Annotated in this window: 13 protein-coding genes; 1 reads left to right on the top strand and 12 read right to left on the bottom strand. The window is 40.8% G+C overall.

Translation table 11 applies throughout. The features are described 5' to 3' along the window. Window positions 1-62: 62 nt before the first annotated feature. The 9 genes from hflC to ACMZOO_RS12010 all read right to left on the bottom strand — a co-directional run bounded on the left by hflC (window position 63) and on the right by ACMZOO_RS12010 (window position 9961). On the bottom strand, window positions 63-935 hold the full coding sequence (gene hflC / locus ACMZOO_RS12050; RefSeq protein WP_016955276.1) for a protease modulator HflC: 873 nt from the start codon (window positions 933-935) through the stop codon (window positions 63-65). Window position 936: 1 nt separating this feature from the next. Further along, complete coding sequence (gene hflK / locus ACMZOO_RS12045; protein ID WP_016955277.1) at window positions 937-2118, bottom strand: FtsH protease activity modulator HflK; 1182 nt, start codon at window positions 2116-2118, stop codon at window positions 937-939. Window positions 2119-2132: 14 nt separating this feature from the next. Next, the gene (gene hflX / locus ACMZOO_RS12040) at window positions 2133-3419 is read right to left on the bottom strand and encodes a ribosome rescue GTPase HflX (protein ID WP_440903577.1); all 1287 of its coding nucleotides are present in this window, start codon (window positions 3417-3419) and stop codon (window positions 2133-2135) included. Window positions 3420-3445: 26 nt separating this feature from the next. Further along, window positions 3446-3700: an RNA chaperone Hfq gene (hfq, locus tag ACMZOO_RS12035; protein ID WP_016955279.1), complete on the bottom strand. Its 255-nt coding sequence runs from the start codon at window positions 3698-3700 to the stop codon at window positions 3446-3448. Between the two features lie 70 nt (window positions 3701-3770). Further along, window positions 3771-4694 carry a tRNA (adenosine(37)-N6)-dimethylallyltransferase MiaA gene (gene miaA / locus ACMZOO_RS12030; protein ID WP_440903576.1) on the bottom strand — a complete coding sequence of 308 codons (924 nt, stop codon included), beginning with the start codon at window positions 4692-4694 and terminating at the stop codon, window positions 3771-3773. 8 nt (window positions 4695-4702) lie between these two features. Next, window positions 4703-6610 (bottom strand): DNA mismatch repair endonuclease MutL, encoded by a 1908-nt coding sequence (gene mutL, locus ACMZOO_RS12025; protein WP_440903575.1) that lies wholly within the window; start codon window positions 6608-6610, stop codon window positions 4703-4705. After that, window positions 6610-7941, bottom strand: a complete 1332-nt coding sequence (locus ACMZOO_RS12020; protein WP_440903574.1) for an N-acetylmuramoyl-L-alanine amidase — start codon at window positions 7939-7941, stop codon at window positions 6610-6612. The genes mutL and ACMZOO_RS12020 overlap by 1 nt, the downstream gene beginning before the upstream one ends. Window positions 7942-7958: 17 nt before the next feature. After that, complete coding sequence (gene tsaE / locus ACMZOO_RS12015; protein WP_440903573.1) at window positions 7959-8417, bottom strand: tRNA (adenosine(37)-N6)-threonylcarbamoyltransferase complex ATPase subunit type 1 TsaE; 459 nt, start codon at window positions 8415-8417, stop codon at window positions 7959-7961. 23 nt (window positions 8418-8440) lie between these two features. Further along, window positions 8441-9961: an NAD(P)H-hydrate dehydratase gene (locus ACMZOO_RS12010; protein ID WP_440903572.1), complete on the bottom strand. Its 1521-nt coding sequence runs from the start codon at window positions 9959-9961 to the stop codon at window positions 8441-8443. Between the two features lie 103 nt (window positions 9962-10064). On the opposite strand from ACMZOO_RS12010, the gene queG reads away from it, so the two are divergent. Then, window positions 10065-11216 carry a tRNA epoxyqueuosine(34) reductase QueG gene (gene queG / locus ACMZOO_RS12005; protein ID WP_440903571.1) on the top strand — a complete coding sequence of 384 codons (1152 nt, stop codon included), beginning with the start codon at window positions 10065-10067 and terminating at the stop codon, window positions 11214-11216. Between the two features lie 60 nt (window positions 11217-11276). Here queG and ACMZOO_RS12000 read toward each other — a convergent pair whose 3' ends face one another. The 3 genes from ACMZOO_RS12000 to ACMZOO_RS11990 all read right to left on the bottom strand — a co-directional run bounded on the left by ACMZOO_RS12000 (window position 11277) and on the right by ACMZOO_RS11990 (window position 16649). Continuing rightward, window positions 11277-14027 (bottom strand): CHASE domain-containing protein, encoded by a 2751-nt coding sequence (locus tag ACMZOO_RS12000; protein WP_440903570.1) that lies wholly within the window; start codon window positions 14025-14027, stop codon window positions 11277-11279. 406 nt (window positions 14028-14433) lie between these two features. Beyond that, on the bottom strand, window positions 14434-14931 hold the full coding sequence (gene ilvN / locus ACMZOO_RS11995) for an acetolactate synthase small subunit (protein ID WP_016955287.1): 498 nt from the start codon (window positions 14929-14931) through the stop codon (window positions 14434-14436). Further along, entirely contained in the window at window positions 14931-16649 is a 1719-nt protein-coding gene (locus ACMZOO_RS11990; RefSeq protein ID WP_440903569.1) for an acetolactate synthase 3 large subunit, read from the bottom strand. The genes ilvN and ACMZOO_RS11990 overlap by 1 nt, the downstream gene beginning before the upstream one ends. Between the last annotated feature and the right edge of the window lie 29 nt (window positions 16650-16678).

The raw sequence follows: 16678 nt of genomic DNA, 5'->3' as shown, positions 1-16678 counted from the left end.
AAAACAAAAAAGCTGCACAAGGCAGCTTTTTAGAATTAAATCAGTTAACTAAGGTTAGCTGATTATTTAGCGTTGTTCATGTATTTAAAGAAGTCGCCGTCAGGCTTAACCAACATAACATCGTTTTTGCTGTTAAAGCTCTGTTTGTAAGCATCTAAGCTACGTAAGAATGAGAAAAACTCAGGGTTTTGGTTATAAGCATTTGCGTAAATACGCGCTGCTTCTGCATCCCCTTCACCTTTCACCGCACGTAAATTACGCTCAGCGTCTGCAACCATAATGGTAATACGCGCATCAATGTCAGCTTTGATAAACTCAGCTTGTTCTTTACCTTGTGATCTATGCTCAGCTGCAACCGCGTTACGTTCAGCACGCATACGATCATAAATAAAGCTACTCACTTCATCTGGTAGGTTGATTTTCTTAACACGTACGTCAACCACTTCAATACCTAACTCAGCAGCACTTTCTTGCATACCAGTTAAAGCTTTATCCATTAGTTCATCACGCTCACCAGAAACAATTTCCGCAATAGTGCGCGAACCTATTTGGCTACGTAAACCATTACTGAATTTACGATCTAATAAACCTTCAGCATTCGATTTAATACCACTGGTTTTAAGATAATAAGTTTCAAAGTCTTTAATGCGCCACTTCACATAAGAATCAACAATTAAGTCTTTTTTCTCTGAAGTTACAAAACGGTCTGCTTCGCCATCCAAAGTTTGAATACGCGCATCTAAAATACGAACTTTTTCAATTAATGGAATTTTGAAGTGTAAACCTGGCGCGTAAATTACTGTAGTATTTTGGCTATCACGTTTTACTTTACCAAACTGAATAACAATACCACGTTCACCTTCGCCAATAACAAATAGCGACGAATAAACCAATACAAATAAAACAACAATTGTACCGATAATTAAATTTTTCATATTAACGGCCTCCTGCAAAACGGTTGCTATCACGCAAGCCTGATGATTGGCTTGAACTACGTGAAGATGAGGTCACCGGTGGTGAATATTGGCCAGAGTCTAAGCCTGACTGATTATTTTGCTCTTGGTTACGATTTTGCTGTTGTTGCAAAATTTTATCCAAAGGCAAATAAATCATATTGCCGCTGCCTTCTGAATCCAAAACGATTTTGGTGGTATTTGAATATACTTGTTCCATCGTTTCTAGATATAAGCGATCACGCGTTACTTTTGGCGCAGCTTCAAATTCAGGTAAAAGCTTCTCGAATCGAGCAACTTCACCGCGCGCTTCTAAAATGACCCGCTCTTTATAAGCTTTGGCTTCTTCTTCCATACGACGCACTACACCACGAGCTTGTGGCTCACGAGCTTTGGCATATGCTTGTGCTTCTTGGATATAACGATTTTCATCTTCTTGGGCAGCAATTGCATCATCAAAAGCAGGTTTAACTTGCTCTGGTGGACGTGCTGGCAAGAAGTTGACGTCAACAACTTGAATACCTAAGTTGTAACGTTCAATTGTTTCTTCAAGCAATTGCCAAGTTTGTTGGCGAACTTCTTCACGACCTGTGGTTAATACGTTGTCCATAGTTGAATGACCAACAACATAACGCAATGCTGAATCAGTTGCTTGACGTAAACTATATACAGGCTCTGTCACGCTGAATAAGAAGTGACGTGGATTTTCAATACGATATTGAACCTCCATCTCAACAATTACGACGTTTTCATCTTTCGTTAGCATTTTGCCGCTAGACGTTAACGAGGCAACACTTTCAACATTGACCGCAATTACTTTATCAATAAAGGCTGGCTGCCATTGTAGGCCTGGCTCGATAATGCTGTGGAATTGACCAAAACGTAGAACCACGCCTCGCTCAGCTTCTTTAATTGTGGATAAACCTAAATATCCCCAAACAAAGAACAAGATAACCGCCACTAAAATTAACCCTGAGCTGCTAATACCGCCACCCGAGTTATTATTGTTAGAAGCGCTACCACCACCTTTGCCGCCAAAAGATTTTTTTAGCTTGTTCATGGTGTCTTTATATATTTCATCGAGATCTGGTGGTCCTTGATCTTTGCCACCTTTGTTTCCCCACGGGTCTTTGTTGTTACTATTACCCGGTTCATTCCAGGCCATAATGCCACTCCAACTTAATCAATAATAAAATTCTCTAACTGGCCCTGATGTGTTTTGTTCAAACGATTCCAATCTTCGCTCGACATTTTTACATCAACCAGCCAATCACCTAATTCGCTATAAGATTCTTCGACAATACAATCTAGCTGGAAAAACACCCCACGCCATTGCTGTTGAGCCGGCGGAATTGCTAGTTTGTATTCAACCATACTGCGCGCTAAATGTTCAGTTAGCGCTTGTAATAACAGTTCGCAGCCTTCACCTGTACGTGCGGACAACCATACACGTACAATTCGGCCTTCATCATCTCTGTCAATATGCGGCCGCACGTCCTCAAGTTGGTCTATTTTGTTGTAAACCAATATTTGGGTAATGTCGTCAGCTTCAATTTCTTCAAGAACCTTATTAACCGCACCAATATTTTCCGCTCTACGCTCGTCCGCCGCATCTATTACATGCAGCTGAATATCCGCATCTCGCGTTTCTTGTAAAGTTGCTTTAAAAGCTGCAACTAGATCATGGGGGAGATGCCTAATAAAACCAACCGTATCGGCTAAAATACTATCGCCAACTTCTTCTAACGTTATTTTACGTAAAGTTGGATCAAGTGTTGCGAACAATTGATCCGCCGCATACACGTCAGATTCAGTTAAACGATTAAACAGGGTAGATTTTCCGGCGTTGGTATATCCAACCAAAGAAATAGTTGGTAATGCGGAACGTTTACGCGCTCGTCGCCCCTGATCACGTTGCTTAGCTACTTTTTCGAGACGTCTCTCAATGTTTTTGATACGTCCACGAATTAAGCGTCGGTCGGTTTCTAACTGGGTTTCACCCGGCCCACGTAAACCTATACCACCTTTTTGCCGCTCTAAGTGAGTCCAACCGCGTATTAGCCTAGTCGAAATATGTTTCAACTGTGCCAATTCAACTTGCAAATTACCTTCGTGGGTACGAGCTCGTTGGGCAAAAATATCTAGGATTAACGTAGTGCGATCTAAAACGCGGCACTTCACCAGAGCTTCAACATTTTTCTCTTGTGAGGGGCTTAATGCATGATTAAAAATCACCACATTAGCTTCTAATGCCACAACAGCTTGCTGAATTTCTTCAGCTTTGCCACTACCAACAAAAAATTTGGGATCAGGTTTAGAACGGGCAGCAGTCACCACTGCCAAAGTATTTACTCCAGCAGAGGAGGCTAACAACTTGAGTTCTTCTAAATCTTCTCTTGCGACTTCGTCGTCTAAATCAACATGAACTAAGATGGCCTGGTCGCCTGCTTTATATCTATCAAACAAGCAGAAACCCTCTTAATTTAAAAATGTTATTCAACTTCTGATTCGTTAAAATTCGCTTGTGCATTTGGATTAGTCTGGAATGGACGCGCAGGCACCACAGTCGAGATCGCATGTTTATAAACCATCTGGCTAACTGTATTTTTTAGCAAGATAACAAACTGATCAAATGATTCGACTTGCCCCTGTAATTTGATCCCATTTACCAAATAAATTGATACAGGAATTCTTTCTCTTCTTAACGCATTTAAAAACGGGTCTTGTAATGATTGTCCTTTGGCCATGTTCGGCTCCTTATTATTTTATTATTAATAAGTATTTTAGTGTTTAACTTAGTACTAAACTAGCGCTATTTCAATTAATTAACGAAATAGTTTTTTCTATCAACCCTGATTGTTCACTGTCTAACCAGTTTATTTGTGGCCAATTACGCAACCACGTCATCTGCCGTTTTGCTAATTGACGTGTAGCAACTGTGCCACGGAACACCATTTCATCATATTCTATTTTTTTTGCAAGGTAATCCCACATTTGTCTGTAGCCCACACAGCGTATAGAAGGCAAATCTTCGTGCAAATCACCTCTTTCAAACATTTTTATAACTTCTTGTTCAAAACCTTGTTGTAACATTAACTTAAATCTATGTTCAATTCGTTGGTGCAAAACCTCTCGACTATTAGGGGCAATTGCGAACTGAGTCACTTTATACGGGAATGCTTGGCCTTTGTCTTCAGTTAATTCTGTCATGGTTTTACCACTAATGCGATAAACCTCTAAAGCGCGATTAATCCTTTGTGGATCGTTCGGATGAATTCGCTCAGCCGCCACAGGATCTATTTCAGCAAGTTGCTGATGCATCACTTGCCAACCGACCTTGTCAGCTTCGGCGGCCAGCTCAGCTCGAACTTTCTCATCCGCCGCTGGTAACTCAGATAAACCTTCCAATAAAGCTTTAAAATACAGCATAGTACCGCCAACTAAAACTGGCAATTTATTACGACCGTGAATTTGCTCAATTAGTTTCAATGCATCTTTGCGAAAATCAGCAGCTGAGTAACTTTCTGCAGGATCTAAAAAATCAATTAAATGATGCGGTGCAACCGCTTGTTCTTCTGCAGTAGGTTTGGCACTACCAATATCCATACCTTTGTACACCAAAGCTGAATCGACACTGATAATCTCAATTGGAAAATGTTTGGCAAGTTCGAGTGCCAAGGCTGTTTTGCCAGAAGCCGTTGGCCCCATTATAAAAATAGCTTGTGTTTCAAGCTGCTGCATTTGTACTCTCAAAATAATTTATTTAAATCTATTTGTTGGCAATGATTAGCCATCCAACTATTAAACTCGACTGGCGCTTGATTTTGCCAACTGCTAAGCCAAGTTTTATTTAAATCAGCTTTATGCTGAATTTGTTTAACCACAGCTCGAATAAAACTTTGCTGAATGGCTACATCTTCAATATTCGATGCTTTACCGACTATTTCAACCCAAGTTGCAAATAAATTGGCTAAATCTATGTTGCTCAGTATAGAAGGGATTTGGGTGATCACCAATGTGCTCTCTTTTAACCAGCGCCAAGCAAAACCTAAATGCTTTAGCCAATCAGCTTGGCTATCAAATAGATTTTTGTCGCTATTGGTTAACTTAAGCGACACTGGCACAAGTAAAGGTTTAGTCACAGCACTTTGCCCTTGTGGGAACAATTTATAACAAACAGCTTGCTGTAAAACGGCTTGATAATTCGCTGCATATAAAGATTGCTGATTGGTAAATACCAACCAATTCTGCTGAATACAGTCGACCAACTTCCACTCAGTTGTCGTCTGAGTTGTTGCTTCATTTGTATCTGTGAATGTTTGATTCTCTGTCACACTCACTGGCGCAACTAACTGCGCGTAATTTTCCATCATGCGCTCTTGTACTTTGGCAGCTGGCACAGAATAACTATTATTGTGTTTTTGCTGAAACGAAGTTGGCCGCTGTTGGCCTGGAAATAGCTGAGTTGCTAGACCGGATAATTCAACGCCAGTACTTGTTTGACTGTTTGGGTAATTGCTGTGCTTGTCTGCTAGAGGTTCTGTGATTGGCGACTGTGCGCGTTCAAAATCAGTGCTTGATGCAAAAACATCATCACTGTTGTTTTGTTCTGCCGTTGGCACGCTAGCCAATGGCTGCGCTTGTTCTTGCCAAATTTGCTGCTGACTCTCATGCAAAGCTTTATGCAAAGTTTGATAAACAAAATCATGCACAAGGCGCGCTTGGTGAAAACGCACTTCGTGTTTAGCCGGATGCACATTTACATCAACCTGTTTTGGATCTATCGTCAAATACAAGACATAAGCTGGGTACATATCACTTGGCAGCGAGTCTTCATAGGCTTGGCGAATTGCGTGATTAATCAGCTTGTCACGCATCATGCGACCATTGATATAACAATACTGCATATCGTTTTGGTTACGTGCAGCTTGCGGCAAACCTAACCAGCCTGACACTTTTATGTCTTGGTAATCACTCTGAATATACACAGAGCCTTCAGTAAAGTTTCGCCCACAAATAGCTTGAATACGTGCATCGGCATTATTTTGATTAGCCACTCTATAACTGCGCTGCAAAGCACCGTTGTGAGTTAATTTAATTTGCACATCAAATCGACTCAATGCAATCCGTCTCACCACTTCGTCTATATGCTGGTATTCGGTTTTATCTGAGCGTAAAAAGCGTCGTCTTGCGGGTGTATTAAAAAATAAATCAGCCACTTCAACACAAGTGCCGTCGGGATGCGCAGCGGGTTGCAAACTCACTTGCATGTCGCGCCCTTCCGCAATGGCCGCCCAAGCTTCAGCTTGGTCGGCAGGTTTAGAAGTTAAAGTTAACCTTGATACTGAGCTAATACTCGCGAGCGCTTCACCACGAAAACCTAAACTTAAAATTTGCTCTAAATCTTCTAAACTCGTCACTTTTGATGTTGCATGGCGACTGAGCGCTAACATCAGCTCTTCTTTAGCTATGCCTTTGCCATTGTCACGAATGCGCATTAATTGGCTGCCACCACGTTCGATATCTATGTCTATTTTTGTTGCGCCCGCATCTAAGCTATTTTCAACTAGCTCTTTAATTACCGATGCAGGCCGCTCGACTACTTCACCGGCAGCAATTTGGTTAGCCAACTGGGGCGATAAAATTTGAATGGGCATTATGATTGTGGAATTTTTAGCGTTTGACCGATACGTAACATATCAGATTTAAGTTGATTCACTTGTCTAAGCGCTGACACTGAAGTTGAATATCTTTTGGCGATTACAGATAAAGATTCACCTTTCGCCACTATATGATCTGTGCTGCGATACATAGACGCATATAAAGTGCCTTCTGGTGGATACTTTCTAAAATGGTTCTTAATTGCTTTAGCAATAGCTGCAGACAACTTCTGTTGATGATCTCTTTGATTAAGTTTGCGCTCTTCAGTTGGATTAGAAATAAAACCTGTTTCTATCAATAAAGATGGGATATCTGGTGACTTCAACACACCCAAACTGGCTGTTTGTGGCGTTTTTTTATGCATATAAGTGACTTTACTTAGCTGATTGACCATTTCTTGGCTGAGTGCGTAGCTTGTTGTGATTGAATGATCCATCGACATATCTAATAAAGCTTTGGCTAAATATTTCTCGTTTTGTGTATCAACAATTATTTCGCCAGCGCCACCTAACAATTCACCATGTTGTTCTGTTTGTTCTATCCAGCGACCAATTTCAGTATTTGCACGGCGTAATGACAACATCCATACAGAGGCCCCTTTAGGCTGCGGGCTAGTAAATGCATCGGCGTGAATAGAAATTAATAAATCGGCTTTATGTTTACGCGCTATCACTGAACGTTTATTTACATCAACATAATAATCGCCGGTACGCACCATGTAAGCGGCTAATCCCTTTTCGGCATTAATTAAGTTGGTGACTTTTTGTGAAATTTGATAAGTAACTTTCTTTTCGTACAAACCTGAAGGGCCAATAGACCCCGGATCTTCACCACCGTGCCCTGCATCGACCGCAATTATTATATCTCTATCACCAATAGACAAAGCCTCTTTTTTAGCCGTTTGTTCGGTTTTTTGGCTATTGTCGGTTAAATCAACCACTAAACGATTGCCATAATTACCGATTGGCTTGAGTGAAAAAATGCCAGCTTGCAAAGCTTTGGTTAAATCTAATACGACACGTTGTGAGTTGGCATATTCGGGTTTGCTATAACGCACACGTTTGATTAAATCACCTTTGATAAAGGTTTTGCCTAAATCAAACTTCTTATTAGTATCGCGTAAATCAATAACTAATCTATGCGGGTTTTGCAGGAAAAAATAACTGTACTGAGGTTTGTCGGCTAAGTCGAATACCACACGAGTACTATCGGGGGAAGGCCAAATACGCACACTTTCAATTTGGTTGGCGGCAAAACTCTTAGGCGTAAATATAAACACCAAGAGTAACACCAGCAAACTAGATATTTTTTTATTGAATGTATGCATACTTGTATCTAATTAGATTAAGCTAATTGCTCAACAATTTTTTGCCCAATTGCGGTTAAACCAACAATCTCTGCCGAACGCTGTTCATTTTTATGTTCAATATTAATCTGAATATCAGCAGATGCCAACCAACCTTGACCTTTATCTGGCCATTCAACTAAACAAATGCTTGATTGAGTAAAATACTCTTCAATACCGATAAATTCTAGCTCTTGTGGATCAGCCAAACGGTACAAATCAAAATGATAAATTGAGACATCGGCCAATTCATAAGGTTCAACTAAGGTATAAGTGGGCGATTTAACATTGCCCGTATAACCAAAACCTTGAATTAATCCACGCGAAAACGTGGTTTTACCTGCGCCTAAATCACCAATTAAATAAACCACACAAGGTGCGGAAATTAGCGCCGCAAGTTGTTTGCCAAGCGCAACGGTTGCATCAGCGTCGGCTAAATCAATTTGATAACTTTGCATATTCTAAATCTTACTAACTTAAATCAAGGTTTACTTGGATTAATAACTTCACGCACATATGGCAATAAATCGCTGGCGATCATACCACGTTCACCTTGTTTTGCCGCTAAATCTCCGGCTTTTGCATGAATATTTACCGCAAGTTCTGCGGCTAAGTCAGTTGCATAACCTTGCGCTAACATGGCTGCACATATGCCTGCGAGTAAATCGCCCATGCCTGCAGTTGCCATACCAGGGTTACCGGCGCGGCAAACTTTTATGCCTTGTTGATTTGCAATTAAGCTGCCGCAACCTTTGAGTATTACAGCGCCCGAAAATTGTGCTTGTAATTCAGTTGCAGCTGCGTATCTATTATGCTGAATATGATTGGTACTTTGTTTAAGTAAACGTGCAGCTTCTGTTGGATGTGGCGTTAAAATCCAATTTTTCTTTTTGTATTTATGCTCGGCCAACCAATTTAAACCATCAGCATCGACCACAGTTGGTTTGTCACTCTCCACAACTAACTGCATCAAGCCATTTGCCCAACCTGTTTTGCCAAGGCCAGGGCCAATTAAAATAACCTCGGCTTGTTCAAGTAAAGTTTTAACCTCTGAGCTAACACCATTAACACCGCGTACCATAAGCTCAGGGCGGCCATTTGCAACCAGCATCACATTTTCAGGATGAGTTAACACTGTTACTTTACCCGCACCACAGCGCAAAGCAGCTTCGCCAGCTAAACGAATAGCGCCGGCCATACCTTTGTCGCCACCTATACACAAGACATGGCCAAAACTGCCTTTATGGCTGTTGCGTTTACGCGCTGGTAGTGCAGTTTTTAATTGATTCCAATCACTTAATTGATAATAAGCTTGGTTTAACTGCTCAATTTGTTGCTGGCAGCCAAGTGATGCGTAGTGAATAAGCCCACAATAATCCGCTGCATCATGAGTAAATAAACCGGGTTTTAATGCCAAAAAGGTTACTGTGTGCTGCGCTTGAATCGCATTTATATCTGCCTCACCAGTTAAGCCATTTAAGCCACTTGGAATATCGGCACTAATAATTAACCGGCTAGTTTGATTGGCTTGTTGAAAAATACCCGCCCACTCTGCCGATAAACTGCCGCTAAAACCTGTGCCTAATACACAATCAACCAGTAGATCAAATTCGCTAAAATCAGCCTCACTTGCGTTTAACTGGTTTAAGCTATTGAGTTTACTTTTATCTAAGGCAAATAATTCAGCCTGTGCTTGCGCTGCTTCGCCTTTATATTCGGAGCAGTTCGGCATGCTGATTAGCGTTACCCGCCAGCCAGCTTCAAGGGCAAGTGTAGCTACAACTAAACCATCACCGGCGTTATTGCCTTTGCCTAACAAAATGCCGATATGCGCTGACTGCTCAAACGTGGTTTCGACCAATTCAAATATGGCACGCCCAGCTTTTTGCATAAGTTGAAATAAGGATAAATTATTTAGTTCAGCGGCTTTAGCTTCAGTGCTGCGAACTTGTTCAGGCGTATATAAATTTGATGGCCAATGGCGAATGCTAGATAGCTTCATAAAGATAGCTTCGTAAAAATGGGTTATTTATAATTGTTGCTGTCTATTCTATGCCAATTTAACGTAAAATAACCAGCTATCAAGTTTTGTTAACTAGCGAATTATGCCTTTATCTGATCAACAACTCGTAGAGCTTGCACAAAATATCAAACAATGGGCAACCGAGTTGGGTTTTACCTATGTGGGCATAAGTGATTTAGATCTTACCGAGCACGAACAACCGCTATTAGATTGGCTAGACAAAAACTACCATGGTGAAATGGATTATATGCACAACCATGGTTTATTGCGTGCCCGCCCTACCGAGTTACACCCAGGTTCTGTGCGCTCCATTTGTATCGGCATGGATTATTTACCACAATCAGCCAAGTTTGCTAAAACTCTAAAAGATAACAATAAAGGTTATATCAGCCGTTACTCACTTGGTCGTGACTACCACAAACTGATTCGCAATAAACTCAAACAACTTGGACAAAAAATTGAACAACAAACCGAGTTGAATACAGGTTTTCGCCCTTTTGTGGATTCGGCACCTATTTTAGAAAGACCACTTGCAGAGAAAGCAGGTATTGGCTGGACAGGCAAACACACATTAATACTGAATGAAACTGGCGGCAGTTGGTTCTTTTTAGGTGAATTATTAATTAATTTACCATTACCAACAGATAAACCGGTTGAAGATAAATGTGGAAATTGTGTGGCTTGCATGACCATATGCCCAACCCAAGCGATAGTCGCCCCATATGAAGTAGACGCCAGGCGCTGCATTTCCTATTTAACCATTGAGAAAAAAGGCTCAATTCCTGAAGAATTCCGCCAAGCCATAGGTAACCGCATTTATGGCTGTGACGATTGCCAACTTGTCTGCCCGTGGAACCGCTTTGCTAGTTTAACAGCTGAAGATGATTTTCAGGCCAGACACAATTTAGACTCAAGTGATTTAATTGAATTATGGAACTGGCAAGAACATGACTTTTTAACTAAGTTACAAGGCAGTGCCATCAGACGTATAGGTTACGAATATTGGCTAAGAAATATAGCCATAGCCCTTGGTAACGCGCCAGCAAGTATAGAGATTATTCAGCAACTACAACATAAACTAGGCACAGTTTCTGAGTTAGTTGATGAACATATTAGTTGGGCACTCGAACAACAGCAGCAGAAAATGACTGATGTGACGTTAGATGCAGGCTTAGATAAAAAAACACAAAGGTTAGTGCGTGTGGTTGAGAAAGGCTTGATGAGAGATGCATAGAACTCTGCACGCCTTCTCTCATCAAAGAAAAATCATACGAAAACAGCGTGTTTGGCTAGTTTAACTCGACTTTTTTAAACAGTATTGCCGCAAACACTCAGCTAATTTTTCCATATCTAATGGCTTAGCTAAATGAGCACTAAACCCGACTTCAGCTGCTCTAGCTTTGTCTGCCGGCATCACATCTGCGGTTAACGCAATAATAGGTAAATCTTGATAATTTTTCATTTGCCGAATTGTCGCCGTAGCTTCATAACCATCCATTACTGGCATTTGGCAATCCATCAACACCAAATCAAAATCCTGTTGTTGAATAGCTGCTATAGCTTGTTCACCGTCAGCAACTATAGTGACATTACAAGCAAAAGTTTTCAGCATTTCTTCAATTACCAATTGGTTTATCTGATTGTCTTCTGCGACCAATATCTGCGCATCCGACAAATCTAACGCTTTAGGTTTAGCGATTGATTCTGGCGCACTTGTACTTGTTTCGACCGCGATTTGCACCTTAAAAGTTGAACCTTTACCTTTGACACTAGTGACTTGAATGTCTCCGCCCATCAATTGGGCTAGTTCTTTAGAAATGGCTAAGCCCAAACCTGTACCACCAAATTTGCGTGAAGTAGAAACATCCGCTTGGACAAAAGCATCAAAAATGGCGCTTTGCTCTTGCACTGACATACCTATGCCACTGTCTATCAGATCAATAAGTAAAAACGCCTGTTGGCTGTCGCTGGTTTGCAGATTAACCTGCAAGTTAACTTCACCACTTTGGGTGAACTTAAACGCATTGCCACACAGATTAATCAATATTTGTTCAATGCGCACACTATCACCGACATACCAGAGTTTTTCCGGCAATTGATTATCTATTTTCCAAGTTAACTGTTTTGCATGTGCACTTGACTCAAACATAATTTGAATGCGCTCTAGCAGCAAGTTCATATCAAACAAAGTGTGCTCAATAACAAGTTTGTTCGATTCAATTTTAGCGATATCTAAAATATCGTTGACCAAACTCAACAAGGTTTTTGATGACTGCTCAATTTTGTCGATATAACCGCTGATTTCTTGGTAACTATTAGTTTGTTGCGCCAATTGCGACAAACCAATAACCGCATTCAGTGGCGTACGGATTTCATGACTCATATTTGCTAAAAAACGGCTTTTAGCTAAGTTGGCTTGATCGGATTGCTCTTTAGCTTGTTTAAGCGACTCGGTACGTTCATTAACTAATCGATTCAACAAATGGGTTCGACTATGCATGCTTAATACTAATGTCATAACAAACGCGACAATCACCAGTTGTGCAACCAATAAAATCAGGGAGATTTGATTAAAATAGTGATTGATAAATTCAGGTTTAACTTGCAAATACAATAACCAAGTTTGCCCGGCTTGAGTAAATTTCTGCACAACAACTTGTGGCTGGGCAGCTAAACTAACTTGCCTGTGGCCACTGTTACCATAAATGACTGCATTGTTATCCCCTGCAGTTAGCTCAAAAGTGAACATAGCTAAATGTTCGGCGCTAATTGCATGCTCCACCACTTGTTCGACAGTAAACACCCCAGTAGCGTAACCTAACAGGCGCTTTTGATAAAAGGTATCACTACTTTGCTCGGCAATCAGTTTATACACAGGGGCAAATAACAAGTATGCGGGTTGCTGCTCAGTTGATTGTACCAATTGAATAATAGGTGTTGCTCTAGCGCTAGAGCTTTGTGCACTGGCTGCTAAAGTTAATTTACGTTCTTGATTCGAATTAACGTTAAAGCCTAACGCTTGTTTATTGTCGGCAATTGGCACCACGTATTTTACCACTACAAGTGGATCTGTTGGTTTTAGTGGTGCACCTTTTATCTCTACGGGAAATTCATATTCATTGCGCCACAAGCCAACAAACCGAGTAAGCAACTCTTGCGATACGACTGGGTTCCACGACAATGCCTTTATTGAAGGGTTTTCAGCTAAGATAGGTTGGACATATTGCTCAAACTGCTCTCTATCTAACATAGGCGTTTGTTCAATAAAATTAGCAATAGCTTGGATGTTAACTAGGCTTTTATTGATTTGCCGATGCAAACTATTTTCGATAACTTGCAGTTCTTTTTCGACAATAAATTCAGCGCTATTTTTATTGTTAAAAGAAAAAATCATAGTAATAGCCAACACAGCGACAAACAGCGCCATGGCGGTAATAACTACAAAAGATGCTTGGTTAGACTGGCCATTATTAACAGAGGGTTTGCGCAACAAGGCTAATACAAAAGGCGTTGCCAGCAGCACACCAATTGAATCACCAACCCACCAAAATAATACATTCGACCAGTGATTATCAACACTATAGTTGGGATTAAACAAACTGAGTGAGTAGACACCTATATTGGCTGATATTAAACAGATGACGATGCCGATGACAAATACAAACATTAGTGCGTATCTATCAGATTTAAGCGCTAAAATATCACCGACACATTTGCGCAATACAAAAGCGCCTACCGCCGCCTGCAAGGTAGACCCAGCACCTATCATAACAAGCTGTTTTAGCAAATCGCCGTGAAATAAAGACCAATCTAAATTGCCCTGCGAAAACAAATTAAAACAAACAGAACTAATGAAAACTGCCGGAAAAAAGCGCCACCACCATAAATAACAACCGACTAACGCAAAACCTGCTGGCAACCATATAGGGACAACTTGCGTTTGCGCAGAAATGTTGGATAAAAGCTCACCACTAAAATAATAGGCTGCGGCTAGTGCGAAATAGATCCAATTTGCTCTGTTATATTGGGGTAAACAGTTGTGCAAGCAGATGTCCTTTTAAACTTTATTGTTTTTTAAAGCTTTACGTATACAACAGAGTTTAGCTGGGAATTGTGAAAATGGCAGGAATTTAGCAGCTAGGGCCTGTTGATCTTTCGAGTACAATTTTGCAGCAGTTTGTTTGGTATTTGTACAAGGCATAGCGATTGAAGTGTAGTGGGCTACATAAATGAGCTATAACGCAGTAGAAATGCCAAACAAACGCTGCCTTTCAGGCTCGTCCTAAATGCTTTTTACTCTTTGTTGCAGCATTTCGACTTAATCCATTAGGCCTTCAATGCTGCGCCTCGATAAAAAAGCATTTAGTTAGAACAAAATTTGTCCACGAAAGATCAACAGGCCCTAGTAATCGAGGAAATGATTTTCCTCGATTACTCGACAATCAGAGATATTAGCTGCGTAGTGATTTTTCACCACGAGATAAGCCAGTTACCCCAGTGCGTGATACTTCTAATATTTCAGATTCTGTACGAATAGCTTCGATAAAAGCATCTAACTTAGCGGTTGTCCCGGCAAGTTGAATAACAAAAGTTGATGAGGTGACATCTACAATTTGTGCACGGAAAATGTCGCTTAAGCCTTTCATTTCGATACGGTCTTCGCTGCTTTCCGCTTTTACTTTAATCAACATAAGTTCGCGCTCAATATGTTCACCTTCGGTGATATCTTGAACCTTTAACACATCAACAAGCTTATTTACTTGTTTGGTAATTTGTTCAATAACTCGGTTATCACCAGTAGTGGTCACAGTTAAACGCGATAAGGTTTCATCATCAGTTGGTGCAACGGTTAAATTTTCAATGTTGTAACCACGCTGTGAAAACAAACCTACAATACGTGATAAAGCACCCGGTTCATTTTCTAATAAGACGGATAAAATTCTGCGCATTATTTAGACTCCGGTTTGCTTAATAACATATCATCCATAGCACCATATTTAACTTGCATTGGATATACGTGTTCGTTTTGGTCAACTAAAATGTCCATAAAGACTAACTTGTCTTTCATCGCAAAACATTTTTCCATCGCTTCGTCTAATTCTGCAGGATCGGATACGCGAATACCCACATGGCCGTATGCTTCTACCAACTTAACAAAATCAGGTAGAGATTCCATATATGAATGGCTATGACGACCACCATAAATTAAATCTTGCCATTGGCGCACCATACCTAATGCTTGGTTGTTCAATGAAATAATTTTCACTGGAATGCCATATTGCATACAAGTAGATAGCTCTTGAATATTCATTTGAATACTACCGTCACCAGTAATACACACAGAAACCGAATCAGGTAGCGCGACTTTAACACCCATAGCAGCTGGGAAACCAAAGCCCATAGTGCCTAAACCACCAGAGTTGATCCAACGGCGCGGTTTAGCAAATGGATAATACAAAGCGCCAAACATTTGGTGCTGACCTACGTCAGATGAAACATAAGCTTCACCTTTAGTTGCTTTGTATAAACTTTCAATAACTTGTTGTGGTTTGATGACTTTGTCTGATTTTGCATAAGCCAAACAGTTTTGACCACGCCATTCTTCAATTTGCTTCCACCATGCAGCAAGTGCTTGAGCGTCTGTACTTTCGCCAGAAGCATCTAACATTTCAGTCATATCAGCTAATACTTGATCAACAGAACCAACAATTGGCACATGCGCTGAAACAGTTTTAGAAATTGAAGTAGGGTCGATATCAACATGTAAAATAGTCGCGTTTGGACAGAATTTTTGCACATTGTTAGTTACACGGTCATCAAAACGCGCACCCAGGGCAAAAATAACATCTGAATTGTGCATGGTTTTGTTGGCTTCAACCGTGCCATGCATACCTAACATACCAACACATTGTTTATGTGTGCCTGGGAATGCACCTAAACCCATTAATGTATTAGTTACAGGTAAGTTTAAACGCTCGGCAAACGCAGTAATTAAGTCGCTACAGTTAGCTGCGATTGCACCACCACCTATGTATAACACAGGCTGTTTAGCTTCTAATAAAGTTTGTAAGGCTTTTTTGATTTGACCTTTATGCCCTTTTACATTTGGGTTGTAAGAGCGCATTTGCACTGAATCAGGAAAAACATATGGGTGTTTTTCTTTTGGATTAACTATGTCTTTTGGCAAATCAACAACCACTGGGCCTGGACGGCCAGTCGCTGCTATGTGGTAGGCTTTAGCTATAGTTGCAGGAATGTCTTCGGCTTTTTTCACTAAAAAGCTGTGTTTAACCACAGGGCGAGAGCAACCAACCATGTCACATTCTTGGAACGCATCTTCACCAATGACACTAGTAGGCACCTGACCAGACAAAATCACCATAGGGATAGAGTCCATGTACGCAGTTGCAATACCTGTAATTGTATTAGTTGCACCTGGGCCAGAAGTTACTAACACAGTACCAACTTCACCGGTTGCACGCGCATAACCGTCAGCCATATGTGCTGCAGCCTGTTCGTGACGTACCAAAAGATGCTCTATGCCTTCAGCTTCAAACAAAGCATCGTAAATATCTAGCACCGCACCACCTGGATAACCAAAAATGTGTTTAACCCCTAATTGGGTAAGTGCGCGAACAACCATTTCCGCACCAGACATCATTTCCACGATAGTTTTCCCCTAATTCAAAAAATTGC

This window comes from Catenovulum sp. SX2 (assembly GCF_052056295.1).
In the GTDB taxonomy this organism is placed as follows: Bacteria; Pseudomonadota; Gammaproteobacteria; order Enterobacterales; family Alteromonadaceae; genus Catenovulum.
Note: the sequence above shows the minus strand (reverse complement) of the source record. Positions and strands in the feature narration are given on the sequence as shown.

Coding starts and splice junctions, on each gene's coding strand:
- hflC (WP_016955276.1), bottom strand. CDS start 935: ATGAAAAATTTAATTATCGGTACAATTGTTGTTTTATTTGTATTGGTT.
- hflK (WP_016955277.1), bottom strand. CDS start 2,118: ATGGCCTGGAATGAACCGGGTAATAGTAACAACAAAGACCCGTGGGGA.
- hfq (WP_016955279.1), bottom strand. CDS start 3,700: ATGGCCAAAGGACAATCATTACAAGACCCGTTTTTAAATGCGTTAAGA.
- miaA (WP_440903576.1), bottom strand. CDS start 4,694: ATGCAGCAGCTTGAAACACAAGCTATTTTTATAATGGGGCCAACGGCT.
- mutL (WP_440903575.1), bottom strand. CDS start 6,610: ATGCCCATTCAAATTTTATCGCCCCAGTTGGCTAACCAAATTGCTGCC.
- ACMZOO_RS12020 (WP_440903574.1), bottom strand. CDS start 7,941: ATGCATACATTCAATAAAAAAATATCTAGTTTGCTGGTGTTACTCTTG.
- tsaE (WP_440903573.1), bottom strand. CDS start 8,417: ATGCAAAGTTATCAAATTGATTTAGCCGACGCTGATGCAACCGTTGCG.
- ACMZOO_RS12010 (WP_440903572.1), bottom strand. CDS start 9,961: ATGAAGCTATCTAGCATTCGCCATTGGCCATCAAATTTATATACGCCT.
- queG (WP_440903571.1), top strand. CDS start 10,065: ATGCCTTTATCTGATCAACAACTCGTAGAGCTTGCACAAAATATCAAA.
- ilvN (WP_016955287.1), bottom strand. CDS start 14,931: ATGCGCAGAATTTTATCCGTCTTATTAGAAAATGAACCGGGTGCTTTA.